The sequence below is a fragment of the Oceanispirochaeta sp. M1 genome (assembly GCF_003346715.1).
Taxonomy (GTDB): Bacteria; Spirochaetota; Spirochaetia; order DSM-2461; family DSM-2461; genus Oceanispirochaeta.
The window spans coordinates 1-25,291 of the sequence record NZ_QQPQ01000035.1; the positions used below are offsets into that span (position 1 = coordinate 1).

Consider the following 25,291-nt stretch of genomic DNA (forward strand, 5'->3'; position numbering starts at 1 on the left):
GTACCATATTCTCAGTTTTATTTTGTAGAAGATGCTCGGGTTCTATTGGCGTAGAGAGCATCTTCTTTTTTTTTCTGTCAACGACAGGAACTTCATAAAGTCTTCAAATAATACTTCATCCTGTCAAATTTGTGAATAATCCGGAAACGTCAGCTGGCGGGGAACAATCTGGGAGTTCAGGTCGCCGCAATGGTAGACCTTGGTAATGCCTTTGTTATCTTCGGTATCGCCTATATGGTGGGGGACCGCTATTCTCCTGACGGCAGCAGACATAAAAGGGGCGTTTCGGGTACTTTAAAGGTCTTTGTTAAATCCGTTCCCCTTATGAGCTATGGGGTAGGTATTCTTATCAATCTGGCGGGCTGGTCTCTTCCTGTACATCTGGTATCCTGGCTGGGGATCATGGGACGATCCAACCAGTTTCTGGTTCTTCTTGTCCTTGGATTGGTGCTTAGTTTTGACTGGCGGCATCATATGAAGAGCGGGCTTATTCCTCTCGTTATCCTTCGTTATGCCCTTGGAATTTCCATGGGTCTTTTAATCTGGTTCTTCCTGCCTGTTGATATTCTTATACGCAAGATAGCCTTTCTCTGTCTGATTCTTCCTACAGGTTTTGCCATAGTGCCCTATTCTATGGAGTTTGGATATGATCGGGACAGTGCCGGAGCTGTCATGAATATAACCCTGATTATCAGCTTCTTTCTGATGTGGGGACTGACAATTCTTCTTTGATCGCAAATGATTTGTATTGCTTGCTTTTTGATCGTTTATGGTTCAACATAGATCAAAGGCGGTTAGGCCTTTATAAAAAAATACCGAGACTGTAAATCATTTTCGGGAGTATAGAAGGCTAAAATGAAAATGGATATCCCAGCAGAGAGGCGTGCACGCATTCTGCATCTTCTAAAAGAGAAGGGAATTGTACGGGTTGATGAACTGAGTCAGGACCTGGAAGTTTCGGTCATCACTGTACGTCGTGATCTGGCCGCCATGGAATCGGAAGGTCTCCTTGAGCGAACTCACGGAGGAGCCATTCTGTCTCATATTAAGGTTAATGAGCCCTCCTATCTGGTTAAGGGTCAGCAGAACGTCTCTGTTAAAACAGATATTGCAAGGATGACTGCCACTTTGATTGAATCCGGTGAAACGGTCTATATCAACAGTGGCTCCACTACAGCACTTGTCCTTCGTGAACTGGTTCAGATCCCCAGGCTTACCATTGTCAGTAACAATGTGGCCGCTCTTCATAATCTTGAAATAGCCTCTGATTGTGAGTTTATCCTCACCGGCGGCTCATTAAGAGCTGGTACGGGTTGTCTTGTGGGAGAGGGTGCCCTTGATCGCCTGAGTCAAAGCTATCCCACAACAAGTATTATAGGAATAGACGGTATCTCTCTCCGTCGCGGTCTCACATCCCACAATCCCCATGAAGCTGCAGTAAGCCGGAAGATGATAGAACAAACAGCTGGAAGGGTTATCGTTGTGGCCGATTCAAGCAAGATCGGTTCTCTGTCTCTCCATCATATTGCCCCCATCTCATCTGTTACATTCTTAATTACAGACTCTTTGCCCGACCCCTCTATGAAAGAGGATTTTTCTGCAGCAGGTGTTCAATTGATCGTTTTAGATGATTTGATGTGATCATATATGATCGATTAGTACTGAAAATTAAAATAAATGCCATATAAATGTAAAAAGTATGTTAAAACGATCTATAAAGTTGACAAATGGATCAAAAACGATCTATTATGGCGATATATTAACTTTTGAAGACATAAATACGACTGAATAATTATATTGAAGGAGCGAATTATGGGATACGGCGATGCCTACAAAGATTGTGAATGGATGGACTTTAATGTCCTCGAAGATTTTATGAAACAGGTTCTGCAGAAAAGCGGTATTCCTGAGCAGGATGCTTCTGTTATTTCTGATGTACTGATTGAATCTGATAAAAGGGGAATTGATTCCCACGGAATCGGACGTCTGAAACCTATCTATATTGACCGCCTGGATGCGGGGATCATGAATCCTCTGACCAAGGTCGATGTTGTTAAAGAAACGACTACCACTGCTGTCATAGACGGTAATAACGGACTGGGACATGTCGTTTCCAAACAGGCCATGCAGATGGCTATCGATAAGGCTAAAGAACACGGTATGGGAATGGTGGCTGTAAGAAACTCCACTCATTACGGAATAGCCGGATACTATACTTCCATGGCCACAAAGGCCGGTATGGTCGGAATAACCGGAACCAATGCCCGTCCTTCCATCGCTCCTACCTTCGGTGTTGAAAATATGCTGGGAACCAATCCCCTCACCATCGGTCTTCCTACTGATGAAGAGTTCGACTTTAATCTGGACTGTGCCACATCTGTTTCTCAGAGAGGAAAGCTGGAAGTATACGGCCGGGCCGGGAAAGACCTTCCTCCGGGATGGGTTATTGATGAAAACGGAGAAACAAGAACCGATACACAGCAGGTTCTTATTGACCTGACCAAGGGTAAAGCCGCTCTGGCACCCCTGGGAGGAATCGGTGAAGAGACTGCCGGATTCAAGGGATTCGGATATGCAACGGTAGTTGAAGTTCTCTCCTCAGCACTGCAGGATGGAAAGTTTATGAAAGACCTGAACGGTTTTGATGCCGACGGAAACAAGATTCCCTATCCACTGGGACATTTCTTTATTGCCATCAATACAGAAGCCTTTATGGGTGAGACAGTATTCAGAGCCATTGCCGGTTCTATCATGAGAGGGCTAAGAGCTTCTAAGAAAGCTCCCGGTCAGGAAAGAATCTATACTGCCGGTGAAAAAGAACAGGTGGCATGGGAATATAGAAAAGATCATGGCTGTCCTGTTCCCAAGGTTCTTCAGAATCAGATGAGCGAACTCAGAGACCGCTGGAATATGGATTTTAAATTTGCCTGGGATGCCTGAGGCTTAAATCACAATAACACTCAATAAGGATGATATAGACTATGGATGATATGAAGAAAAGAGCCCTGGAATACCATACCCGGGGAGGTCAGCCCGGAAAGCTGGAAGTTATTGCTTCCAAACCCTGTGCTACCGCAGATGATTTAACACTGGCATACTCCCCCGGAGTAGCTCACCCTGTACTTGAGATTGCCGCTAATCCCAAGGATGCCTATAAATACACCGGTAAGGGAAACCTGGTCGGGGTTATTACAAACGGTACTGCCATTCTCGGTCTCGGTGACAAAGGTGCTCTGGCTTCCAAACCTGTAATGGAAGGTAAGGGTGTTCTTTTTAAAAGATTTGCAGATATCGATGTATTTGATATCGAGCTGGATTGCAAGGACCCCAAGAAGATCATCGAAGCAGTTAAAATGATGCAGCCCACCTTCGGAGGTATAAACCTTGAAGATATCGGTGCTCCGGAATGTTTCGAAATTGAACAGACTCTGATTAAAGAGTGTGATATTCCTATCTTTCATGATGACCAGCATGGTACTGCAATTATTGCTACTGCAGGTATGATGAATGCTGCCGAAATTACGGGTAAAAAAATGGGTGAACTGAAGGTTGTAGTCAATGGAGCCGGTGCAGCCGGTATCAGCTGCAGCAGGATGTTTCTCGCCGCAGGAGTGAAGAGGGAAAATCTTCTTCTTCTTGATTCAAAGGGAGTTCTTTATAAGGGAAGAACCGAAAGAGTCACCCCTGAAAAAGTAGAGTTCCTTGCAGATACAGAAAAACGGAGCCTTGCCGAGGCTGTTGATGGAGCCGATGTATTTATCGGTCTGTCTGTAGCCGACTGTCTGACTGCCGATATGCTTAAGACAATGGCCAACGATCCTGTTATCTTTGCTATGGCCAACCCCAATCCTGAGATCAGACCCGAACTGGCTCTGGCCACAAGGGATGATATTATCATCGGTACGGGGCGCAGTGATTATCCAAACCAGGTTAACAATGTTCTTGGATTCCCCTTTATTTTCAGAGGAGCCATGGATGTGAAATCTAAAATGATCTCCGAAGGAATGAAGATGGCGGCTGCCAAAGCACTGGCTGCACTTGCCAAAGAGCCTGTTCCTCAGGAAGTTCGTGATGCCTATGGCCGGGACTTTGTTTTCGGTAAAGAATATGTGGTTCCCAAACCCTTCGACCCCCGTGTAATAGAGTGGGAAGCAGTCGCAGTTGCCAAGGCTGCCTGTGATGAGGGTCTTGCTGCCGAACCCATTACAGACTGGGAAGCTTACAAGGCTTCTCTCCGTGCCAGAATGGAGAAACACTGGAAATAATCCCTTTGATGGATTTACCTTTTTCATACCGCAGATCCGATACGCGCCGGGTCTGCGGTTTTTTTATTTAAATAAATTGCCAACTACCTGCTTTGCCCTTAAAATTCAAATTATGAAGGCCCCCAATACGGGACTGATATGCTTTGCTGCTGAGGAGGCAAAATAATGCAAGTATCTAATAGAATGACCAAGAATCCTGTGACAATCTCTCCGGATACACCTGTTTCTGAAGCCAGAGACAAAATGAAAAAGGAAAGTATACATAGGCTTCCTGTTATTGATAAGAATGATCACCTTATAGGGATTATTACCGAGAAGGATATACTTTACGCCTCTCCGTCTCCTGCTACATCATTGGATGTTTATGAGATCCATAACCTTATGTCCAAACTGAAAGTTCATTCAGTAATGACAAAAGATGTTATCACCATAGGTCCTGATACTCCCCTGGAAGATGCCGCACGTATTCTTGCTGATAATAATATCGGCGGTCTTCCGATTATCGAAAACGGTCTTCTAATCGGGATTATTACAGAATCTGATCTGTTTCGTGTTTTTGTAGAGCTTTTCGGAGCACGTGAGAAGGGTATCCGACTTACGGCATTGATGCCTGAGAAACGTGGAGAACTGGCGGACCTGGCTACAGCAATTGCCAAGGCAGGGGGTGATATTGTCTCTTTCGGAAATATGCTGGGTGAGAATGCTACAAATCGCTATGCAATTATAAAGGTTAAGAACCTGAGTGAAAAAGAGGTGATTTCAGCAGTTCAGCCCTTAATCGAGCGTATTGTAGATGTCAGAGAGATCTGATTTTTATCAGATACATAAATCAGGCTGTCTTCGATGGAGGACAGCCTTTTTTACGAGTTAAGTTTCTGAAAGAAACAGCCGCCCTGAGTTTACACTCCACACTCTGTTAATCATGGAGCTGCAGAACTCTTTTTCATGACTGACCATTATTACAGCCCCCCTGTAAGTCTTCAAGGCCTCTTCTATTACTTCAATGGTGAAGATATCCAGATGATTTGCCGGTTCATCAAGAATCAACAGTTCTGTTTCACAGAGAAAAATCATTGCCATAAGAAGCTTTCTGTATTCTCCGGGGCTTCCTTTTTGCTGCTGAATCCATTGTATCGGATCCGATCCCATTCGGGAGAAGTAGGCCATCACATCGGCTTTTTCTCTCTGATCCAACTGCTGATATTTATTAAGAAGTGCTTCTTTCTCTTCCCCGGTCAGTTCCTGTGGAATCCATCCCAGGGGGACTGCAGGATCAATCCGCTGATGAATCAGGTTGAGTATTCCCGTTTTACCTGTTCCGTTAGCTCCTCTCAGTACAATAAAATCATCAGCAAGAATTGACAGTTCAGGCAGATCCAGAGAAAAGTTTTCATATAATGGATAGTTTCCCGATGGAATATGGATAAGCCTGTCTCTTCTGCTTTTTATTCCCAGAATGGTAAGACCCATCTTCCATCTCCTGTCCTGTTGAAGATCTCCCAGCACTGCAGTACTTGAGCTGATTACTTTTTTCTGGAGGGATACCTTAGAGGAAGAGGCCTTGTCGGCCCCGCTTAATCTGGCAAGGTCTATGGCGGATTTTTTATCATGATCATGCCTGCCGAGACCTTTCTTGGATAAGGCTCTTTCTGCTTTGGCAGATTGTCTTACATAATTATTGAGCTGTTTTGTCTGTCTGTTTATATCAAATTTCAACATCTCCCTCTGCTTTCTGATACTCTTCTCTTCGGCCTTGTAAAGAGACAGGGATTCTGTGAGCCCGTGCTGATAGAAATGCCATCGTTTCTGATAGATCAGAAGGGTGGATGTACAGAGGCTGTTCATGATATTCCGGCTGTGACCGATGATGATTCCGATTCCTTCATATTGGCGCAGTGTATTGATTACCAGTTCCCGACCCGCTTGGTCCAGATGGTTTTCCGGTTCATCAAGAATCAGTATTTCCGGGTTTTCCGCAAGCGCCAGGGCAAGCTGCAGTCGTCTTTTCTGCCCCTGGCTTATTTCATCAGGCCTGTACAGCCACTCTTCTTTGAGCTCCAGAAGGGATGAAATACGACCGTGGTCATTATCTCCACTGTAGAAGAAATCATTGAGGGCTTCCATATCCGGTTCCGGGAGTTGAGGCAGGTAACAGAGAGAGGAGGGGCCGGTGATTGTACCGTTCCATTGAAGCTGATGAGGCATAGAAGTCTCCGCACTCCCTCTTAAGTCAGCAATGAGGCAGTGAATCAGACTTGTCTTTCCACAACCATTGGGACCGCTGATACCAGTCCATCCCCCGGGAAATGTGAGAGTCAAATTTTCTATAAGCGTCTGGGAGTAGAATACATTAAGATTATTAAGGTTTATTTGGGTCATGGGACCTCCAGATAATAATATCCGGAGCAGAAAAATCGTTGAGATAGAGGGTGCTCCACCGCTTTTGGCTGTTGGTCTCTACTCTAGATTCTTCTCATCTTTCACCTCTGGTCTGGAATAGCTTTTATTATTTCTTCATTTTACCGGGAGGTCAAGTCAGATTCTTAATTATCCTTCGGGAATGGAGCTTTATATAAACATAACGCATAGACAGCAATGGACGGGACCAAATCAGTCTGGGACCGGCAAAGCGCATGATTTCCCTGATCCTCTCCCTGTGTTCGGGCTCAAAACAGTGTACCCTGCACTCTGAACAGGTCATACCCCTATCTTTTTCCGGGCAGATTTTGGTCTTATGTACAGCATATTCCAGTTCAGATTGGCAGGCGCTGCAGAGCACTCCCTTTTCAGGGCCATGGTTTTTTCTGCAGTAAATACCAAAAAGACTTTTGAGGGTCAGTATGTCCAGTTCTTTATGGTTCATTCTCTGTCCTTCACTCAGGACTATTCCAGGGATTGATCAGCATTACTCCTGTGTCAATAAAATCTTTAGTATTCCTTGTTGCTAATGCAGCACTGTTGGCCAGACATATAGCTGCAATTTCAGCATCTGCCATTTGTATGGGTGATCCCATGGTATTTCTCAGAATAAGAATTTTTGCATAGTATATTGCAGAAATGGAATCAAAAGATAGAATCCTATGCAGGAATATTTCATCGAACAGTCTAGCAGCTGACTCCGTCAGCATTGTTTTTCTTCTGCCTGAAGGCAGTGATCCTATTCCAAAGAGAATTTCAGCAACCGTGATAGAACTGATATAGACATCTTCAATATTCTTTTCGTCCATCCATCGAATAACATTCCCTTCCGGATTGTTTTTCATCAGTTCTGACAGAACATTGGTATCAAGAATGACCATCAGGCAGTTCAACTATACGGGGCATATCAGTTCTGGAAATTGTTCCAAGATCAAGGCCTCCGGCTTCCATGAATAATTTATGGATTCTTGTTCCAAGAGGCTCTTCAGCTTTTTCCTTTGTTGTTATGGCTTTATGTAGAATCTGCCGTACCTCTTCTTCCATGGACCATCCATGTGCGGCGGCCTGTATACGCAGGGAGTGTTTGAGTTGTTCATCGATATTTCTAATTGTCATGGATGCCAACATAATCTCCTTCATGTGACATCAATGAATGCATTGACGTCATTGATATCATTCTAACCCATCTAATCTGGAAACGTATACTTATAAATATCTCAATTAAGATGATATTACGAGTTCTCAAGCATTAACCACAGCAAGTCCGATGATTATCACTACTGAAACCACTGTGCTGAGGGAAAGAGTATTGTTTACATAATCCAGGTTTTCTCTGTCTTCCTGCTTCATATAGATGGAGATCACAAAGGGTGGGGGCAGCATGAACATGGTGAGCAGGGCCATTTCATAAATCTTATCCAGATTCAGAAATCCTCTGATAAAAAAGCGGTTCATCAATAGGGCAAGGATCAAAAGGAAAAACTTGCGGACGGCTATTGTCTTAAGTGCCAGGGCCATCCCTTTCTTTTTAAATCTCAGTTCGTAACCGATCATCAGTGAGATCAGGGGGACTGTCAGGTTTCCCAGCAGTTTCAGGAACTCTCCAAGGCTGTCTGTCAGTGCATTTGGAGTGATAACAGTCTTTAGAAAAGATGTTAATAAACCGGCAAAGATCGCAAGGATTACGGGGGAGGATATAAAGGATTTAAGAAGTTCGGCGGCAGAACTGCTGCCCTCCCGTTCCCTGATCAGAAGAGCCATCAGTACAAAAAAAACAAAGAGAACCTGCCCCAGATCCATCAACGCAATCTTTGACAGATGTTCAGATCCGTAGATGGAGAGAAAGAGGGCATAACCCATCATTCCCATTTCAAAGCCGCCCATCATATAGGTCCAGTAGGGACTTTTTATGTTCAGTATTCCGGCACTGAGCCGACCAATAAAGAGCATGGCTGTGCATAGTAAAAAAATGAGAATAATAAGAAATAGAAAACGGTATTCAAGTTCAATGGAGGCAAAAGCCTGGAAAAGGAGGGCAGGGAGAGCCAGGTTTGATACGATCTTCTTGATGTCGGCACTGCTGCCTGCCTTCAGGAAGTTTTTCTGCTTGAGTATAAAACCCAGGATGAAAAAAAGGAGGACAGGGAGAATGCTGAGAATTGTATTTATCATATCTTCACCATAGCAGGAGTCCAGTTTTTTTGAAACTCAATAATCCCAGTCAGACCTGATCCGGGGGGTATAAAAGGTTTTTTCCAGATCTCTTTTTTAGGGAATCATCTCTTTATTTATATAATATAAAATCAGTAATGTATAATGAATAAATGATTAGTAAAGTACTATGCAATTTCTGAAACTCATAGTAATATCCATACATATGAAAAAATCTATAACACTCAGGGTCCTCCGCTGGACCATATTATTATCAATACTTGTATTTATCACTGTGATGGGAAGACTCCATCAGATTATAAAACTGTATCCTTCTATCGATGCCTTCTGTCCTTTCGGTACTCTTGAATCCGCCTGGGCACTTATCCGTTATCAGAGTTTTCTCAAACGCATAGGATTGAGCAGTTTTATTCTACTTTTTTCTTCTATCGCAACGGGTCTTATATTCCGTAGATCATTCTGCGGTAATATCTGTCCTCTGGGATTCCTGCAGGAACTCTTCGGCCAGGCGGGAAGGGGAGTATTCAAAAGAAGATTTGAGTTCGGTCTTCGACTTACCCGTATCCTGAGGTTCTTCAAATATATAGTCCTTTTTTCTTTTATAGCTCTGGCCGGGAAGACTCTGGCCCTGGCTATACGCCCCTTTGATCCCTGGGTTGCCTATCATCATCTGGGTTCGGATGAGCTGTTCTCTGAATATCTGATTGGAACAATTATTCTTATCCTTTCATTGCTTGGCTCTCTGCTGCAGGACAGACCGTTCTGCCGCTATCTCTGCCCTATGGGAGCCTTTCTGGCGATACCTTCAAAGATTGGTTTCTCCAGAATTAAGAGGGATGATTCAAGTTGTATTAACTGCATGAAATGCAATAAGGCATGTCCTATGGGACTCGATGTAGCTTCTGTGGATGTAATGAAATCTGCCGAGTGTATCAGCTGCTCGGAATGTGTGAATGTCTGCCCAGTTGAAGATACACTATATTACTCACGTCCCTCCGGGAAAAAAATGTCTGCCTGGATTATTCTCGGTGGAACAGTGCTGATCTTTACTATGGTTCTTGCAGTCACAACGGTAACTAAGCAGTTTACCTGGAAAGCCGAATCCGGCCTGGAAAAGAGGGTCGAACGTCTTCTCTGGGGACCTCAGAAGATCCGTGAAGATAACAGCCTCGTCGATATTATTCAGGTCTATCAGATACATCCCTCTTATTTTGTACAGGAACTGAACATCGAAAATGACGAGCAGTTTTATATGAGCTTCTCTGAAATAGGTATTGATCCTGCAGAAATTGAGGGTATGGTTAATACCCTTTATGAAGAGGCAGGCAGAGATCCTAAGAGAATTTATGGCGGAAGCAGCGGCGGCTGCTCCGGTGGACACTGACTGTCAGTCAGTCAGCTCCAGTTCCAGAGAGGCGGCGATCTGCCTGCTGCTGTTTCCAATGAGAATTGTAAATTGACCGCTTTCTGAGCTCCATGCTCCATTGTTATAAAACTCAAGATATTCTGGCAAAATAGGGAGGATAATCTTTTTGGATTCGCCTGGTTCCAGAAAAACCTTTTCAAATCCTTTTAATTCTTTTTCAGGGCGAATCAGGCTTGCTTCCCTGTCGTGAATATAGAGCTGTACGACTTCGGCTCCCTCTCTTTTCCCCTTGTTTTCTACAATGAAGGAAATTTCGCAGGCCTCTCCTTTTTTGATTGAGTCTTTGGACAGTATTGCTTCGCTTATGGCGAAATCTGTGTAGGAAAGACCATATCCAAAGGGAAATTGCGGCTCCACTCCGGCAGTATCAAAGTGCCGGTATCCCACCATCATTTTTTCTGAGTATTTGAGAGTCCATGGTTTTCTTATGGCATTGGAACCCTGAGGCCCTACAACCCGCAGGAATGATATGGCTTCCGGCTTTTTCACATAGTACTTGGTAGACTCAAAATCATTCCATTTTTTTGCCATTGTAAAAGGAAGTTTTCCTGAGGGGTTCACATCTCCAAAGAGGACTTCGGCTATTGCTGTTCCAGTATTCTGTCCCAGATAAAAGGTGTGGAGCAGTGCAGCCGTATCCTCTATCCATGATTCAGTTTCTACACCGCCACCGGCTGTAAGGAGAACAATGGTTGAAGAGTTTAATTGTGCTGCTTCCTTGATGAGTCTGTCCTGTTGGAAGGGGAGTTCCCAGCTTCTGTCCCAGCATTCACTCTCTTCCACATTGCTGAAACCGGCTGATACAAGAACCACATCCGCATCTGATATAAGCATTCTGTCCTCATCTGTGAGTTTGTAGCTTTTCTTCTCAGTAGCGATGCTGTTTATCTGAACAGAGTCGGATACCATGGATCTGATACCATCTGAAATATTCACCTTGTCATAACTTTTCACACAGCAGGAGCCGCCCCCGCATGTTGTTGTCTCCCCGGCATTGAATCCCATAAGCACAATTTTATTTTGTTTCATTTTATTCAGAGGAAGAATATTGCCTCTGTTTTTTAAGAGTACAATGGCTTCTCTAGCTCCCTGTAGAGAAATCTCTGAGTGGGCAGCCTCGTATTCATTGTATGATGGATCTTTCCGTTCACGGCTGTAGGCTCCAATTTCAAAGAATGCCTTCATCAGGTTCCGGATTTTACTATCTATCATCTCTTCAGTAATCCTGCCTTTCTGAAGCAGGGGAATGAGTTTTTTACTGTTCATGTATTTGCCGTAGGGCATTTCCAGATCAAGTCCTGCTTTGACTGGACCCTCCGAGCTGTAGACACAGTTCCAGTCTGAAATAACAAAACCCTCAAAGCCCCAGTCTTCCCTGAGGACTCCTGTCAGAAGATCTTTGTTTTCACTGGCATAAACACCATTCACCGGATTATAGGAGCACATAACAGATTTGCTGCCCCCTTTCTGAACAGCCGCTTTGAATGCTGGAAAATATATCTCCTGAAGAGTGCGCTCATCTACTTCGGAATTCATTCTATGTCGGTCATAGTCCGAATTGTTACAGGCAAAATGTTTGACTGTTGTGATAACACCCCGGCTCTGAACACCCTGAATATAGGGAACTACAAGTTCGGAGGCCAGAAAGGGATCTTCTCCCATATATTCGAAATTCCGACCGTTTGTGGGGACTCTGTAAATATTGATCCCGGGACCTAAAAGGACAGAAACTCCTTTACCCCGGCACTCCTCCCCGATGGCTTCACCTGTTTTGCGGTTCAGCTCTTTTGACCATGTCGCCGCCATGGCAAGGGGAACCGGAAATGCTGTGGACCTGTTGTAACAGCGGACTCCTGCGGAGGCATCGGTACACCATATATCCGGAATCTTCAGACGTTCCACACCATTAATTCCCAGGTTGTCCCTGCCTCCGAGTATCCCTATCTTTTCTTCCAGAGTCATCTGTGACAGAAGACTTTCAACTTTTTCAGGAATACTCAGATCTTCTTTAAATACCGGCATAATGCTGCAGTCTTCCAGTGTGATCGCCGACATGGCAAAGGATGAGTGATTTTCTCCGTTCATTATATCGGAGACATATTTTCTAATTATTTTATCAAACATAATTATCCTTTGTTTTCTTCACTTGAATTACGAGTACTAAGAACCCGGGTATACATTTTTAGTTGACAGAAAATCATTTCAATTGGATCAATTCCGAATTCCAGCCTCAGACCTTCACCCATAATTCCAATTCTCTGGGCGAAGGCCCAGAGAACGTTGCTGATTGTAAAGACTGTTAATTCCAGATCATCTTCCAGGTGGATGCTTCCGTCGGCTTGTCCCTCTTTAACAATCTTCATCAGCAGATCTTCTGAATTATGGATTATAGCAATATAGTGTTCTTTTATTTCGCTATTCAGATCCCGGGGCGGGTTCCCTTTAAAATAGAAGTCAAACTCTCCGGCAAAGGAGATAAAGTCTTTTCTCTCTTCCATATAGCGGATAAGCTGGTAGAGGAAGGACTCCAGTTTCTCAATTCCAAGGCCCTGGAGCTCATTAAATATTTCAATCTGGAATTCGTTCCACTGCTCCATCATCTGCGCCATTACTTCATAGGCCAGATCTTCTTTTGTTTCAAAGTGGCGGTAGATTGTTCTACGGGTTATGCCTGCTTTTTCGGCAATTTCATTCATTACCGTTTCGAACATTCCCCGTTCCTTAAAGACCAGTGTTGCCTGAGTGATGATATTTTTTCTCTGAATGTCCTTGATTCTGCCCATATTTATTCCTCGGAGTGACTGATACAGACATCATTATATTAAATGTCACACTATGTGTCAATTAGTTCCTTTGAGTTGTAATAATTGTTATTATGATCGTGGACGAGCTTAATGTCAAAATTCTCAGCCCCCCGGATGATGTCTCAGCTCTTCCGGAAAGACCACTGCAGCCTGGATGTCTTGATTTTACTACCGTCTTTTCCAGGTATCTGGGAGCAGGCTCTGCTGCGTATGGTAAGGCGACAACCCTTTAAATCAAAGGCTGTACCGTTCCCCAGAGTGTAGACATTCAGTCGGTTGAATTTGCCGGTATATCCTTCATGTACATCCTTAAACAGTCTGCCTTCTGCAGTTTCAAGGCAGATCTCTGATATCTGAGAGTAATTACTGAACCCTTTTCGTTTCAACAGGATCTGAAGCCGTCCGGTTTTCCCTTCCTGGTTTATAGAAAAGCTCTGCTCCTGCCACTCGTTTTCGACTGGATCCAGGGTTCCGCCCTCAATAAGCTCTCCCTGAAAATGGTAAACCAGGCCCCTGCGGTCCATCAGGCTGAGAACGGGAGATAGTCTTTTTGTGAAATCAGTAAAGTCTCTTTTCTCAGCAGGGCTCCATAGTACTTCCGCCAGTGCCGAAGCCCGGGGCCATGTCATATACTGCAGCATAGACGATCCCGGCATATATTCTGTCCATATCTGTCCCTGTCCGCCCATGATCAGTTTTTTCTCTTCTTCATTCAGTACCGGAGGGAGGGGATTCCAGGAATAAAAGTGCTTAAGATTCGCTTCTTTAAATGGTTCATTCACTGTACTTATAGTAAGTGGTTCAAAGGGACTCCTCTTTTCTCTGTAATCGAGATAGGTCCACTGACAGGGGCACATCAGTACGGGCAGTCCCTGGCCGGCTGCGGCGATTCCCTGTTTTTCGTGGCGCCAGGCCATAATAACTGCATCTTCAGGAGCTCCGCCCTCCATTATTTCATCCCAGCCTATTATCTTTCTTCCCTTGTCTTTTAGAATGGATGCTATTTTTTTAATAAACCAGCTTTGCATTTCGTGGTTATCTTTGAGCCCACGTTCCTTCAGAAGCTCTCTGACTCTGCCGCTTTGTTTCCATTGATCTTTAACAGCCTCATCGCCGCCGATATGAATCCAGGGGGAGGGGAATAATTCAAGAACCTCTTTCATTACATTTTCAAGAAAAGAGATGGTGCTCTCCTCGGGACTATAGATATCTTTACAGACTCCCCATTTGGTAAAAACATCCATTTTTCTACCGAAAACTCCCAGCTCGGGGTAGGCCGCAATAGCTGCTCTGCTATGACCCGGCAGATCAATTTCCGGTACAACCATTATGCCCCTGTTTCTGGCATAGCTGACGATTCCTCTGACATCTTCATGACTGTAGAATCCTCCGTGGGGAACTTTATCATCTTCTTTACCGCCCAGGGTGACATGGCCCCAGACAGTTTCTTTTCTTTGACTCCCTATCTCTGTGAGCAGGGGATATTGCTTTATCTCAAGCCGCCATCCCTGATCTTCTGTCAGATGCCAGTGGAAAATATTCATTTTATGAAGGGCCATATAATCCAGAAATAACTTTATTTCATCCAGGGGCTGAAAAAAACGGCCGCAGTCCAGATGGAGTCCCCTCCATGGAAAACGGGGCTTGTCTTTTATCCTGCAGGCTTCTATTTCTCCTGAGTCATCTATGCCTTGAATCAATGACTGTATTGCGTAGAAGAAGCCGGCAGCTCTTGAAGCAGATATTACGATCCTCTCCTTTTCCACTTTCATTTCATATGACTCGGGGGAATTGTTTGAATCAGAAGAAGATGTCATTTCCAGGATGATGATATTTTCTTTACTTTTTTTGACAGCAATCGGGAGGAGCTTGTCGACTTTTAAACGCAGGGGTTCTATCCAGCCTTCTATCAGATCCGCAAGAGAGGAACAGCCCTCTTTCAGTATTATTTCAGAACCCTCCTCTCTACCCATCTCTTCGGCGGCGGGAATCATCAGCAGTGCTGAAACTTCAGGGGAAATGTTTACTACTGTCTTATTTTCAATTATGAAGCTGCCCTGCAGCTCTTCAATGATACGGGGTAGGGGGACTATGTTTATTTTATTCTTCATAATGCATTCTCCTTAGTCATTTTATACATTCAGCATCAATTTCACCTTAGCTGTGTGCTATGGATTTTCCGGATTCAGATCAGATTAACATAGGGTTTATGGAGAAGAAAGCTTTTGTTTTACAAATGTTTAACTATGCAACAAACTGTTTTACTTCGGGATTCGATTTATGGTGAAAGAGTCTTTGAAAAAAACTGCGAGTGAGTGCTCACATTTTTCTGGTGCTATTTGTCACACTGTGGTACAATCTCCGGCATGAGAAAGTTTATAATTGCATTTTTAGCCCTGTTTTTTATCGGATCAAGTGTCTTTGCCGAGGACGTACAGCTTAGAAGCATCAGTGAAATCATCATAGTTCAGAATGAACCTGTTCGTACAAATGAAGGAGCTCTACGACGGTTTCTGGATTTTGAAGTCGGTCAGGTATTCACAACTCCTGAAGAACTGACTATCGCCGTGGACACTCAGATTAAGGATCTGAAAAATACCAGATATTTTTCAGAAGTAGAAATAACAGTTGAAGATCTTGAAGCTGTACACGAGAATGTTCCTGTTGTTGTTACAGTAACAACAACCGATGGTTGGACTCTGGTTCCCATTCCCTACCCCATTCCCGACTCACAGATCGGTAAAAACGGTTGGGAATTTGGAGCAGAAATTACCTACGATAATGCTTTCGGTTCCATGTATGACTTTTATTTAGACGGATTTGTCGACATCGCCTTTGGTGAAGAAACCAAACTTAAAAAATGGAAACTGAATCCCGAGATTAGAAATATCGATCGAGGAAACTGGTCCTTCGATATTGCCTATGAACAGGTTTATTCAACTAATAAAAAAGAAAATCCGGAAGTAGTTGGTGATTACTACCAGCTATATACTAAAAACTCAAGTTACCTTTCCTTAGCTACTACCCTTGATCTTGAGGGTGACTGGAGCTATGAGTTCACACCTGCCTTCGGTTTTAATTACGGGTATGACTGGCAGATCCTGGAAGACGGAAATAATCTGGCTACTGATGAGAGTGGAAACTATAAAAATCGTGAAGACTTTTTCAGTACTACTCTTGACCACTATATCAATTATGGAAGAGTGGACTGGAATGGTCCTTATAGAAATGGTTATTTATTTTCTCTTGGTAACCATAACTTTATTAACCTTTCCCGACCTGCTATGACTGCAGATAATTCTATTTTCTTTATTACAGATATTGAGGGAAGTGCCGCATACTATAAACATTTCTGGAAGCGTCTGAACTATTATACAAAAGCTTCGGCTCTGATAGCCTTCAATGATATTTATAAAGACCTCGGTGATAGCTTAAGGGGTGTTAAAAACTCCTCAATGAGCGGTAATGCAGGTTTCTTCTGGCAGAATACTCTTGCCATCCAGCCCTTCCGTGAAAGACCTGGAGGTTTTAACTTCCAAATTCACCCTTTCGGTGATGTGGGTTTTGCATTTGATTATCGTGATGTGGGTAATTTTGCTGACATTCTTCGATTCGGAGCAGGTTCGGAATTTGTTTTTATGATAGGTTCTATCGATCTTAAGGCAAGATTAGGATATGACTTTTCTTCCGGATTTATAGATTTCAACTTTGGTACATCTCTGTCGTACTAAAAAAAATATTTAAAAAGAAAGATTTTTAAAGTACTGATATTTCCGGTGGCCTTCCTCCAGTAGGCTGCCGGATTTTTTTGGCAAAATCCCTCAGGGGATTTTGCTGTTTCGGGCTTTGCTTCCGCTCCTGTTCTACCAGGGTGAGTAAAATCCTCAGGTCTATGTCAGAAATCACCTAGGTCCATTTAAAACCTCAGTGACTTAATCTTTAAGGCTTAAGGGTATTATTAACTGCCTGTTTGGAATACTTTTTGAGATATACAAATCGCATCAGTGCAGATTCCACAAAATTGATTTTATGTCCGCCTCCGAGGAATGCAGATTCAATCCATGATTTACATGCTTTTTCACTTACCTGACAGATCGCATGAGCATCGTCCATAGATCCGCTGCAGCATAGAGCTCCCCGTCCGTATATAAGAACACTGTTCCTGCCTTTGATGGCTTTCACAACCTTCATTAAGCCTGCAGTATTCAGAGAATCAGGAGCCGTTCGCAGTGATGTTCCTACTATCTGGGCCATATCATCCAGAAGGGGGCGTATCACTTCACCCGCTTTTGATAAACAGAGTACTGAAGGAGATGTACAGTTAATAACCGCATTGATATCTTCCCTGTTTCTGTAAAGGCTGAGGTGTCGGGGCATCCCTTTATTTGCTTTTTTACCGTTCTTTGTCTTTCCGCTTTCTATGTTTATTTCAACGATATTTTCTATTTTGAGAGAGGAAAGGTCCGCTGCCTCGGGGGTTATATAGAGGGTCATGCCTTCTCTGATGCTGAGGCAGCCGTCTTTGGCTATAAAGCCCTCTTTGAGAAGTATGAGAGCTGTACTGCAGATTAGACTTTTAGCTTTAACATTTATCATCGGGCGGCTCCTTTTGCAATTTTACTCAAATAATAGTCATGCATTTTCTCCTGGGAAAATTCTTTTTCACCAGAGAGCTTTTTGTATTCCTGTTCAACAAACTGGGCACACACTTTTTCAAGGGTAGTGGCTACCAGAAAGGCATCATCCATATCTGTTCCCCAGCAGACTGCACCATGGTTAGCCATGAGAGCCGCCTTGCTTCCGCTCTCCCTGAGAGCAGCGGCGGATGCAGTTTTCAGTTTTTTGGTTCCGGGAAGACCATAGCCTGCACAGGGTATACGGGCTCCGATGATCTGTCCCATCTCATCACTGATCAGAGGAATCTCTTTTCTTGCTGCTGCCACAACCGAAGCATTTTGCTGATGGGTGTGGATAACAGCAGTACTGTCAGGATTCAATATGTAGACCTCTGCATGAAGTCCTTTTTCTGATGAAGGCTTGATGGAACCTGACCATTTCAGGTCATGAATCTGGACCTGAACAATATCGTCGGGTGTCAGTTCATCATAGCTCCGTCCGCTGGGGGTAATTACAAAACTGTTGTCATCCACCCGGCAGCTGATATTACCCCAGGTTCGGGCCACTAGACCCTCTTTTACAAGTTTGAGACCAGCGTCGCATACGATCTCTCTTGCTTTCTGTAATGTCATAATAATCTCCTGTTACGCCGAAACGCCTTCAATATTCTTGAATACGCGTTCAAAACGGACAAGGGCGTCATCAATGACTTTGTCAGTACAGACCGCTGATGTGTACATACGGCTTCCTGCCAGAGTCACAATTCCTTCTGCCATGTAGGCTGCACCCATATGGGTCATAACGTCTTTTCGTTTGTGGATTTCCTTCAGCTTGGCTGGAATCTCCCAGAAACGCATAAGATTAATGTCAAAAAGCATGGTTCCCACTGTTTCAAGATGGCAGATGGAACCCTGGTTGTAGGCAACAAAGGGGAGGTCATATTTTTTAATCAGTTCCTGCAGACCTTTGGTCAGTCTGTCTCCGGCTTTTCCTGCTACTTCAGGAGCGTTGGTTTTTTCCATTTCCAAAAGAGTGTAGTATCCGGCTGCAGAACTTATGGGGTTAGCTGCCATTGTTCCACCAACATGGGCTTTCTTACCTTTTTTACCGCCGACTCCTCCGGCGAGGAATTCAATGTATTCATCTTTTCCACCAAGTCCGCCGGCAGAGGGGTAACCTCCGGCAACAACCTTTCCGAATATCGTGAGGTCGGGAGTTACACCGAAGTATCCCTGAGCTCCGCTCATTCCAAGTCGGAATCCTGTTACAACTTCATCAAAAATCAGGAGTGCACCGAACTTGTCACAGAGTTTTCTTACCTGTGCGGGGTACTCTTTGGGAAGAGGACGTGTTCCGCTCTCGGGACCGATGGGTTCGAGAATGACACAGGCTGTTCCACCTCTCAGCTGGTTACGTATCAGTACTCTTTTAAGAGCCTTGATATCGCCGGGGTAGGCTTCCTGTGTGTATTTATAGCAGTTAGCGGGGATACCATGAGATTCCAGACCACCGACACCGGGGATTCTGTTTCCATAGGAAAGTTGATCGCTCCATCCGTGATAAGCGCCGCCCATTTTGACAATATTTTTCTTTTTAGTGGCCAGTCTCGCTACGCGAATAGACGCCATACAGGCTTCTGTTCCCGAACCGAGCATTCTGAATTTATCAACACCGGGGTAGTGTTTTACAATCATTTTTGCCAGTTTCATTTCATATTCGTGGAATAGTCCTGTGACTGGTCCGCATGTATTAAGAACTTCAATAACCTTGTTTCTTATGACTTCAGGGTTGCTGCCGAGAACTGTGGGGCCTCCTGCCTGAAGGAAGTCGATATACTCGTTTCCGTCAATGTCTGTAAGTGTAGCGCCTTCAGCTTTTTCAAATGCCAGGGGAAAGGGATAGTTGAAGGCTAGATTGTGCTGTACGCCACCCTTGATAACTTCTTTAGCTTCTTCAAGCATGGCCTTGGATTTCTGACAATTATTTTCAAAATACTCCAGATATTTTTCCAGTGCTTCTTTCTTGAGGGTTCTGATGGGCTGTGAAATCAGTGCATTCAAATCCTTAATAACTGCTTCTGCATCGTGATATTCGGATATTGCAAATCCATTACTCATATTGTGTCTCCTTCAGGTAATTATCTTTGTTAAAAAAGCATGGTGAGCGGCTACTCACTTTCTGGATTATAGCATATATTCTGATACAGACAAGTTAAAAAAAAGAATTCATAATAAGTAAATATAAAAAAGTTGGGTTCCAATATCAGTCCAGGACATAACTTGCCCGATCAAGCGCAATGGAGTAATATAAAATGATGCCGATGAAATACCACAATGATAGTTATGATAGAATCTCTCAGGAGAAAAAAGACCGCATTATATCAGTGGCTCTTGATGAATTTGCCACTAAAGGATTCAGTAATGCCAATACTAATGTGATTGCAGAAAAAGCGGGAATCTCGGTAGGATCTCTATTCAAATATTTTGAAAATAAGGAAAATTTTTTCCTGACAGTGATAAACTACGGTGTCTCTCAGCTTGAGACCGTACTGGGGTCTGTGGTTGCCTCGGATGAGAGTCTTGAAACAAAACTGGAGACCATACTCCGTACAATTCTCAGTCATACAAGAAGCAATGAAAATATAGTGAAACTCTATAATGAGATGACTTCTGAAGGTAATTCAGAATTGATCAAGCGTCTTTCATCAGATATGGAAACTGTTTCAGCAGAAGCATATACTCATGTTATTTCCCAGGCAAAAATTGCCGGAAAAATTGCAGATGATATAGATGTAAGAGTATTTGCCTTTGCTTTGGATAACCTTTTCATGTCTCTTCAATTCTCTTACGCCAGCGAATATTACAAAGAGCGTATGAAGATTTACGTCGGTGAAGATGTATTTGATAATGATGAGCTTATCATTCAGGAAATGATGAAATTCATCTCTCGAGCCTTCTCCGTCAAATCCTGACATCCTTTATTTTTTAGCTTGCAAAGCATGTGATATCTGTTAGAATACTAAATAAATGAGTGATTACTCACTCGTGAAGTCTGTTTCATATTCAGGAAGGTCATGATGCCAGCTAAAGCATATGTTATTACCTATGATATAGGTACAACAGGAAATAAAACCTGTCTCTTTGAGATCTCTGACAACATCAGATTGATAGAGAGCTCAATGGTGGAATATAAGCTTACAATCCTTGAAAACGGGGGAGTCGAGCAGAATCCCGAAGAGTGGTGGCAGGGCCTTATCAATACTACAAGGGATGTGCTGAATAAATCCCGAATCACTGCAGATAATATAAAAGGTATTTCATTCTGCTCCCAGATGCAGGGCCTTGTACTGGTGGATGAGAAGGCTGATGCCATTCGCCCCGCAATGAGTTATATGGACCAGAGAGCTTCTGAAGAAAAAGCAGACTCTGTGGGGCATGGAATTCAGATTCAGGGGATTAACCTTAGAAAACTTTTTAAATCTCTATATATTACAGGCGCTGTTGCCGCCAGTGTTAAAGATCCCCTCTGGAAATATAAATGGGTTCAGAAAAATGAGCCTGAAATCTTTGCAAAGACTCATAAATGGCTGGATGTAAAGGAATATCTGATTGCCCGCAGCACAGACCGTTTTATCATGACCGAAGATTCAGCCTTTGCAACATTCCTCTATGACTCCAGAAAAGGAAAAAAATGCTGGAGTCCTTCTCTTTGCCGAACTTACGGTGTGGATATCACTCATATGCCCGAGGTTATCAGATCTACAGATCTTGTGGGAACTCTGAGCGCTTCGGCTGCCGGAGAGCTGGGGCTCAGTGTTGATTGTCAGGTCTTCGGAGGCGGGGGAGATGCCTCATTGATCGGTGTCGGTTCCGGATCTGTGAGCAAAGGTGATACACATATATATTCGGGAACATCCGGTTGGGTTTCTACTGTTGTTGATAAGAGAGTTATTGATATTAATCATATGATTGCCTCAGTTACGGGTGCCGTAGAGGGACACTTTAACTATTTCGGTGAGCTTGAAACATCAGGGAAGTGTCTGGAGTGGGTGAAGAACCATCTGGCTCTGGATGCAATCAACATCTACATGAATAAGCAAAAAGTAACCGATGGTCCCGAAGCTGTGAGTCAGAGTCTCTATGACCATATGTGTGAAAGTATAAAAGACAGTCCTGCAGGTTCGGGGGGAGTTCTCTTCACACCCTGGCTCCATGGAAACCGCTGTCCTTTTGAGGACTCTAATGCCCGTGGAATGTTTTTTAATATAAGCCTGGATACAGGGAAACGGAAATTGATCCGTGCAGTGCTTGAGGGGATTGCCTATCATACCCGCTGGATGCTCGAGGCCTCTGAAAAGAAAAATCCGGTTTCTGATGCTGTCCGCTTTGTAGGAGGGGGAGCCCTTTCATCACTGACCTGCCAGATTATGGCCGATATAACAGGTCATCAGATAGAGACCGTTGAGGCTCCTCAGAATGTTGGATCTTTTGGAGCGGCAGTCTGCTGTGGTATCGGTTTAGGAAATATTAAAGACTTTGATTCGGTCAAAAACTTCATTCCTGTAAAAGCCGTATATACTCCTGATGCTGAAACCAGAGCAGTCCACGACCGTAACTTTCTGGTCTTCAAGCGGCTATATAAAAACAATAAGAAGAACTTTAAAATCCTGAATCAGATCCAATAATAAATCAGTATGTGATAGCTGCTGTATCAATGTACTATACTTCAGATATAAAGGATTAAAGAGGTTCGGAAAATGAAGAAGTCTGTTTTATTATTATGTATGATTCTACTTGTAATTGCATCTGTTTCTGCCCAGGACAGACCTGTTAGCTACGGTCTCCATCTGGTGATGGGGGGACGTTATGACGATATGAGGATGTGTGTCGGATCGCCTGCGGGTGTGAAGGGCGGTCCCATTATGGATATCTATTTTGATGTCCGTTTTCCTATGGGAGATCGGGATCAGCTGGCCCTGAATATTCCGGTGGCCCGTCCTATACTATTCGGAGCCGCATTCAAGATGCTCCAGTTTGAACCACAGATCACATACGAACGGCACTTTGGATCTGCCGGCGATTCTCATGCAGTTGTAGGGGCGGGAATGGGTCTCTCCTTTCACTATGGACCGGATTTTGAATCAGATAAAAATAATCCAGGGGAGTCTTTCTTTGCCATGGGACCATTATTCAGTATTTCAGCTGGATGGCAGATAGCCGGGGATAAAGTAAACTGGATGCCCGGTATAAAGGCTTTTTACTCACCTCTCTTTTCAGCTGATTATCCCACGACAGGGACAGTTGCCGGAGGAGCTCTGGAGCTTCACACTTCATTTAATCCCTAAGGAGCCGACATGGAGAGGGATATCAATCCCGAGGATTCGATTCAGAGACTTTTGAATCCCCGGCATATTGCGATTATTGGAGCCAGTGATACTCCGGGACGCATCGGTCATATCATTTATAAAACTCTGTTGAGCTCTTCAGCCGTCCTCTATCCTGTTAATACTAAACAGGAGCGGGTAGGTACTCACAGGGCTCTCAATTCTCCCTCTGAACTTCCCGGGAATCTGGATCTGGCCATTGTGACTATCAATGCCGCGGCGGCCGTGGAAGCTGCCGAGGCCTGTGCCCTGAAAGGCTGCGCCAATATCGTTATTATTGCCGGAGGATTCGCCGAGACAGGAGATGAGGGTAAGGCTCTGGAAACCAGACTCCGGGTTCTGCCTGAGAAATACGGCTGTAGAATCCTGGGTCCCAACTCCCTTGGCGTCTTTGTCCCTTCCAGTAATCTTGATACTATCTTTGTTGAACATGGAGATCAGGCTCTCTCTGAGGGTGGAGGTGTCGCTTTCATCACTCAGAGCGGTTCGGTTGGAGTCGAGTCTCTGGGGCTGGCAAGCAACAGCGGTTTTGGAATGAGGGCCTTTGTGGGAATCGGGAATAAAGTGGATCTGAGTGAAGCCGATTTTCTCCCCTGGTTCGGAAATGATCCGGATACTGACTGTATTGCTCTCTATGTGGAGAGTATAGAAAGGGGCAGGAGTTTTCTGGAGGATGCAAGAGATGTGGCTCGCAGTAAACCTGTGGTACTTCTCAAGGCCGGTCGTACCCAGGCAGGGGCTTCGGCGGTCAGTTCTCATACGGGACGCCTGGCCGGATCAGACAAGGTTGTCAGCGGTGCTCTCAGGCAGTACGGTGTTCAGCGTGCCATGGATGATGAAGAACTCTGTGATGCTTCAAAAGTACTCTCCATGGTGAGACCTGCACAGGGAAATCGGGTTGCAGTTATAACTCCCGCCGGGGGATTTGGCGTTATGTGCAGTGATTATATAGACAGCCCTGACAGACGTGCCTCGCTCTGTATGGCGGAAATCTCTGAAATAACTCAGAAGAGGATTAAAGAGAAAACTTTTCCATATGCCTCCTGTCATAACCCGGTTGATCTTACAGCAGGTGCTACGGATGAGATGTTTCTTGAAACACTTAAGGCTCTTATGGATGATGAAGGTGTGGATATTATTATCTGTGTGGCTTTTTTTGCACCACCTACCATTTCTGAGAATCTTCTCCCCGCAATGTCTGCACTAATCAGAGAAGCACCAAAGCCTGTTCTGGTGTTCACCCAGTACGGTCCATTTACAGATGAATATCTGAGACGCTTCTACAGAGAGGGAGTTGCCGGCTATCCTTCTATTAATAGAGTCATCCGGGCTGCCCGTTTTCTTGTTGAAAGGCAGCGTGTACTCAAGGATCTTGAGGATAAATAGATGAATATGAAAGAACTTTTCAGCAGCTGGCGCAGTAATCTCCGGATAGAGAACAAGGCGGATGAATGGGAAACCAAGGAGCTTTTCAGATCTGCAGGACTTCCGGTACCGCCTCAATATCTGTTTAAAAAAAATGTAGAGGATAAGGCTCTGGAATCTCTCTCTTTTCTTCCATCAGATCTGAAGGAGCCCTTTGCGGTGAAACTTTGTTCTCCTGATGTTCTTCACAAGTCCGATGTGGGGGGTGTGAAGCTGGGAGTCGGGCGTAATGATCTTGTATCGGTCCTCAGAGAAATGCGGAATAAGTTTCCGGGAGAGAATTTTCTGATCTATCATATGGAGGCCATAAGGGGGATTGAGTTTATCCTGGGAGCCCTTAATGATCCCTCATTCGGTCCAGCCGTGATGATCGGTGCAGGAGGTGTTATGACCGAGCTCTATAAGGATGTCTCTTTCTGCCTCGCTCCCTGTACACTTAAGGATGCAGAACATATTATTTCAGAGCTCACCATAGCACCGGTTCTTTCCGGTTTTCGTGGAAGCAATATGGACCGGGAATCTTTGAAAGATATAATTGTTAAATTTTCAGATCTTGCTTCTGCGGCAGCAGAGGACGGTGCACAACTGGATATCAACCCGATTGTGTGGAATGGAGAGGACTGGAAAGTTCTTGATGCCAAATGTGTTTTTGTTTAAACTATTCTATTATAGTTAATTACTCTTCTTTTCAATAATCAGTTGACAATTTTCCCATTCACTGTAATTATTAAATTCAATGAATGAATTAAAGAAGAGACCCTCTTGAGGGGAATCTCTATCT

Annotated in this window: 23 protein-coding genes; 12 read left to right on the plus strand and 11 right to left on the minus strand. The window is 44.1% G+C overall.

Going from position 1 to position 25,291, the window contains the following annotated elements:
* Positions 1-189: 189 nt before the first annotated feature.
* The 5 genes from DV872_RS19875 (at position 190) to DV872_RS19895 (ending at position 5,075) form a co-directional block, all read left to right on the plus strand.
* Positions 190-732: a hypothetical protein gene (locus DV872_RS19875; RefSeq protein ID WP_114631714.1), complete on the plus strand. Its 543-nt coding sequence runs from the start codon at positions 190-192 to the stop codon at positions 730-732.
* A 123-nt stretch (positions 733-855) separates the two neighbouring features.
* A complete protein-coding gene (locus tag DV872_RS19880; RefSeq protein WP_114631715.1) occupies positions 856-1,641 on the plus strand; it encodes a DeoR/GlpR family DNA-binding transcription regulator in 786 nt (261 codons plus the stop codon).
* Between the two features lie 171 nt (positions 1,642-1,812).
* Positions 1,813-2,940, plus strand: a complete 1,128-nt coding sequence (locus DV872_RS19885; protein ID WP_114631716.1) for an Ldh family oxidoreductase — start codon at positions 1,813-1,815, stop codon at positions 2,938-2,940.
* A gap of 41 nt (positions 2,941-2,981) precedes the next feature.
* Positions 2,982-4,265 carry a malic enzyme-like NAD(P)-binding protein gene (locus DV872_RS19890; protein WP_114631717.1) on the plus strand — a complete coding sequence of 428 codons (1,284 nt, stop codon included), beginning with the start codon at positions 2,982-2,984 and terminating at the stop codon, positions 4,263-4,265.
* Between the two features lie 165 nt (positions 4,266-4,430).
* A complete protein-coding gene (locus tag DV872_RS19895; protein WP_114631718.1) occupies positions 4,431-5,075 on the plus strand; it encodes a CBS domain-containing protein in 645 nt (214 codons plus the stop codon).
* A gap of 57 nt (positions 5,076-5,132) precedes the next feature.
* Here DV872_RS19895 and DV872_RS19900 read toward each other — a convergent pair whose 3' ends face one another.
* The 5 genes from DV872_RS19900 to DV872_RS19920 all read right to left on the minus strand — a co-directional run bounded on the left by DV872_RS19900 (position 5,133) and on the right by DV872_RS19920 (position 8,855).
* Entirely contained in the window at positions 5,133-6,644 is a 1,512-nt protein-coding gene (locus DV872_RS19900) for an ATP-binding cassette domain-containing protein (RefSeq protein WP_114631719.1), read from the minus strand.
* A 151-nt stretch (positions 6,645-6,795) separates the two neighbouring features.
* Positions 6,796-7,128, minus strand: coding sequence for a nitrous oxide-stimulated promoter family protein (locus DV872_RS19905; protein ID WP_114631720.1), 333 nt, complete (start codon positions 7,126-7,128; stop codon positions 6,796-6,798).
* A 10-nt stretch (positions 7,129-7,138) separates the two neighbouring features.
* Positions 7,139-7,564, minus strand: coding sequence for a type II toxin-antitoxin system VapC family toxin (locus DV872_RS19910; RefSeq protein ID WP_114631721.1), 426 nt, complete (start codon positions 7,562-7,564; stop codon positions 7,139-7,141).
* Positions 7,551-7,799: a plasmid stabilization protein gene (locus tag DV872_RS19915; protein ID WP_230391620.1), complete on the minus strand. Its 249-nt coding sequence runs from the start codon at positions 7,797-7,799 to the stop codon at positions 7,551-7,553. The genes DV872_RS19910 and DV872_RS19915 overlap by 14 nt, the downstream gene beginning before the upstream one ends.
* A 126-nt stretch (positions 7,800-7,925) precedes the next feature.
* A complete protein-coding gene (locus DV872_RS19920; protein WP_216664424.1) occupies positions 7,926-8,855 on the minus strand; it encodes an AEC family transporter in 930 nt (309 codons plus the stop codon).
* A 205-nt stretch (positions 8,856-9,060) separates the two neighbouring features.
* On the opposite strand from DV872_RS19920, the gene DV872_RS19925 reads away from it, so the two are divergent.
* Positions 9,061-10,239 carry a 4Fe-4S binding protein gene (locus DV872_RS19925; protein ID WP_158547075.1) on the plus strand — a complete coding sequence of 393 codons (1,179 nt, stop codon included), beginning with the start codon at positions 9,061-9,063 and terminating at the stop codon, positions 10,237-10,239.
* Between the two features lie 3 nt (positions 10,240-10,242).
* Here DV872_RS19925 and DV872_RS19930 read toward each other — a convergent pair whose 3' ends face one another.
* The 3 genes from DV872_RS19930 to DV872_RS19940 form a co-directional block, all read right to left on the minus strand.
* Positions 10,243-12,405 carry a glycoside hydrolase family 3 protein gene (locus DV872_RS19930; protein WP_114631724.1) on the minus strand — a complete coding sequence of 721 codons (2,163 nt, stop codon included), beginning with the start codon at positions 12,403-12,405 and terminating at the stop codon, positions 10,243-10,245.
* Positions 12,406-12,407: 2 nt separating this feature from the next.
* Complete coding sequence (locus DV872_RS19935; protein ID WP_114631725.1) at positions 12,408-13,064, minus strand: TetR/AcrR family transcriptional regulator; 657 nt, start codon at positions 13,062-13,064, stop codon at positions 12,408-12,410.
* Positions 13,065-13,207: 143 nt separating this feature from the next.
* On the minus strand, positions 13,208-15,196 hold the full coding sequence (locus DV872_RS19940) for a beta-N-acetylhexosaminidase (protein WP_114631726.1): 1,989 nt from the start codon (positions 15,194-15,196) through the stop codon (positions 13,208-13,210).
* Between the two features lie 255 nt (positions 15,197-15,451).
* Between DV872_RS19940 and DV872_RS19945 the strand changes: the two genes are divergently transcribed.
* The gene (locus tag DV872_RS19945; RefSeq protein ID WP_114631727.1) at positions 15,452-16,816 is read left to right on the plus strand and encodes a hypothetical protein; all 1,365 of its coding nucleotides are present in this window, start codon (positions 15,452-15,454) and stop codon (positions 16,814-16,816) included.
* A 208-nt stretch (positions 16,817-17,024) separates the two neighbouring features.
* Here the strand turns inward: DV872_RS19945 and DV872_RS19950 are convergent, their stop codons facing one another.
* From DV872_RS19950 to DV872_RS19960, 3 genes are read right to left on the minus strand one after another with little or no spacing between them, the layout of a single operon-like run.
* Positions 17,025-17,681: a class II aldolase/adducin family protein gene (locus DV872_RS19950; RefSeq protein ID WP_114631728.1), complete on the minus strand. Its 657-nt coding sequence runs from the start codon at positions 17,679-17,681 to the stop codon at positions 17,025-17,027.
* On the minus strand, positions 17,678-18,334 hold the full coding sequence (locus DV872_RS19955) for a class II aldolase/adducin family protein (protein ID WP_114631729.1): 657 nt from the start codon (positions 18,332-18,334) through the stop codon (positions 17,678-17,680). The genes DV872_RS19950 and DV872_RS19955 overlap by 4 nt, the downstream gene beginning before the upstream one ends.
* A 12-nt stretch (positions 18,335-18,346) precedes the next feature.
* Positions 18,347-19,819 (minus strand): aspartate aminotransferase family protein, encoded by a 1,473-nt coding sequence (locus DV872_RS19960; protein ID WP_114631730.1) that lies wholly within the window; start codon positions 19,817-19,819, stop codon positions 18,347-18,349.
* Between the two features lie 194 nt (positions 19,820-20,013).
* On the opposite strand from DV872_RS19960, the gene DV872_RS19965 reads away from it, so the two are divergent.
* The 5 genes from DV872_RS19965 (at position 20,014) to DV872_RS19985 (ending at position 25,167) form a co-directional block, all read left to right on the plus strand.
* The gene (locus DV872_RS19965) at positions 20,014-20,673 is read left to right on the plus strand and encodes a TetR/AcrR family transcriptional regulator (RefSeq protein WP_199563519.1); all 660 of its coding nucleotides are present in this window, start codon (positions 20,014-20,016) and stop codon (positions 20,671-20,673) included.
* 105 nt (positions 20,674-20,778) lie between these two features.
* Complete coding sequence (locus DV872_RS19970) at positions 20,779-22,386, plus strand: FGGY-family carbohydrate kinase (RefSeq protein WP_114631731.1); 1,608 nt, start codon at positions 20,779-20,781, stop codon at positions 22,384-22,386.
* Positions 22,387-22,458: 72 nt separating this feature from the next.
* Positions 22,459-23,046 (plus strand): hypothetical protein, encoded by a 588-nt coding sequence (locus tag DV872_RS19975; protein WP_114631732.1) that lies wholly within the window; start codon positions 22,459-22,461, stop codon positions 23,044-23,046.
* A 9-nt stretch (positions 23,047-23,055) separates the two neighbouring features.
* Positions 23,056-24,471, plus strand: a complete 1,416-nt coding sequence (locus DV872_RS19980; protein WP_114631733.1) for an acetate--CoA ligase family protein — start codon at positions 23,056-23,058, stop codon at positions 24,469-24,471.
* On the plus strand, positions 24,472-25,167 hold the full coding sequence (locus tag DV872_RS19985; protein WP_114631734.1) for an acetate--CoA ligase family protein: 696 nt from the start codon (positions 24,472-24,474) through the stop codon (positions 25,165-25,167).
* The last annotated feature ends 124 nt before the right edge of the window (positions 25,168-25,291 follow it).

Coding starts and splice junctions, on each gene's coding strand:
- DV872_RS19875 (WP_114631714.1), top strand. CDS start 190: ATGGTAGACCTTGGTAATGCCTTTGTTATCTTCGGTATCGCCTATATG.
- DV872_RS19880 (WP_114631715.1), top strand. CDS start 856: ATGAAAATGGATATCCCAGCAGAGAGGCGTGCACGCATTCTGCATCTT.
- DV872_RS19885 (WP_114631716.1), top strand. CDS start 1,813: ATGGGATACGGCGATGCCTACAAAGATTGTGAATGGATGGACTTTAAT.
- DV872_RS19890 (WP_114631717.1), top strand. CDS start 2,982: ATGGATGATATGAAGAAAAGAGCCCTGGAATACCATACCCGGGGAGGT.
- DV872_RS19895 (WP_114631718.1), top strand. CDS start 4,431: ATGCAAGTATCTAATAGAATGACCAAGAATCCTGTGACAATCTCTCCG.
- DV872_RS19900 (WP_114631719.1), bottom strand. CDS start 6,644: ATGACCCAAATAAACCTTAATAATCTTAATGTATTCTACTCCCAGACG.
- DV872_RS19905 (WP_114631720.1), bottom strand. CDS start 7,128: ATGAACCATAAAGAACTGGACATACTGACCCTCAAAAGTCTTTTTGGT.
- DV872_RS19910 (WP_114631721.1), bottom strand. CDS start 7,564: ATGGTCATTCTTGATACCAATGTTCTGTCAGAACTGATGAAAAACAAT.
- DV872_RS19915 (WP_230391620.1), bottom strand. CDS start 7,799: ATGACAATTAGAAATATCGATGAACAACTCAAACACTCCCTGCGTATA.
- DV872_RS19920 (WP_216664424.1), bottom strand. CDS start 8,855: ATGATAAATACAATTCTCAGCATTCTCCCTGTCCTCCTTTTTTTCATC.
- DV872_RS19925 (WP_158547075.1), top strand. CDS start 9,061: ATGAAAAAATCTATAACACTCAGGGTCCTCCGCTGGACCATATTATTA.
- DV872_RS19930 (WP_114631724.1), bottom strand. CDS start 12,405: ATGTTTGATAAAATAATTAGAAAATATGTCTCCGATATAATGAACGGA.
- DV872_RS19935 (WP_114631725.1), bottom strand. CDS start 13,064: ATGGGCAGAATCAAGGACATTCAGAGAAAAAATATCATCACTCAGGCA.
- DV872_RS19940 (WP_114631726.1), bottom strand. CDS start 15,196: ATGAAGAATAAAATAAACATAGTCCCCCTACCCCGTATCATTGAAGAG.
- DV872_RS19945 (WP_114631727.1), top strand. CDS start 15,452: ATGAGAAAGTTTATAATTGCATTTTTAGCCCTGTTTTTTATCGGATCA.
- DV872_RS19950 (WP_114631728.1), bottom strand. CDS start 17,681: ATGATAAATGTTAAAGCTAAAAGTCTAATCTGCAGTACAGCTCTCATA.
- DV872_RS19955 (WP_114631729.1), bottom strand. CDS start 18,334: ATGACATTACAGAAAGCAAGAGAGATCGTATGCGACGCTGGTCTCAAA.
- DV872_RS19960 (WP_114631730.1), bottom strand. CDS start 19,819: ATGAGTAATGGATTTGCAATATCCGAATATCACGATGCAGAAGCAGTT.
- DV872_RS19965 (WP_199563519.1), top strand. CDS start 20,014: ATGATGCCGATGAAATACCACAATGATAGTTATGATAGAATCTCTCAG.
- DV872_RS19970 (WP_114631731.1), top strand. CDS start 20,779: ATGCCAGCTAAAGCATATGTTATTACCTATGATATAGGTACAACAGGA.
- DV872_RS19975 (WP_114631732.1), top strand. CDS start 22,459: ATGAAGAAGTCTGTTTTATTATTATGTATGATTCTACTTGTAATTGCA.
- DV872_RS19980 (WP_114631733.1), top strand. CDS start 23,056: ATGGAGAGGGATATCAATCCCGAGGATTCGATTCAGAGACTTTTGAAT.
- DV872_RS19985 (WP_114631734.1), top strand. CDS start 24,472: ATGAATATGAAAGAACTTTTCAGCAGCTGGCGCAGTAATCTCCGGATA.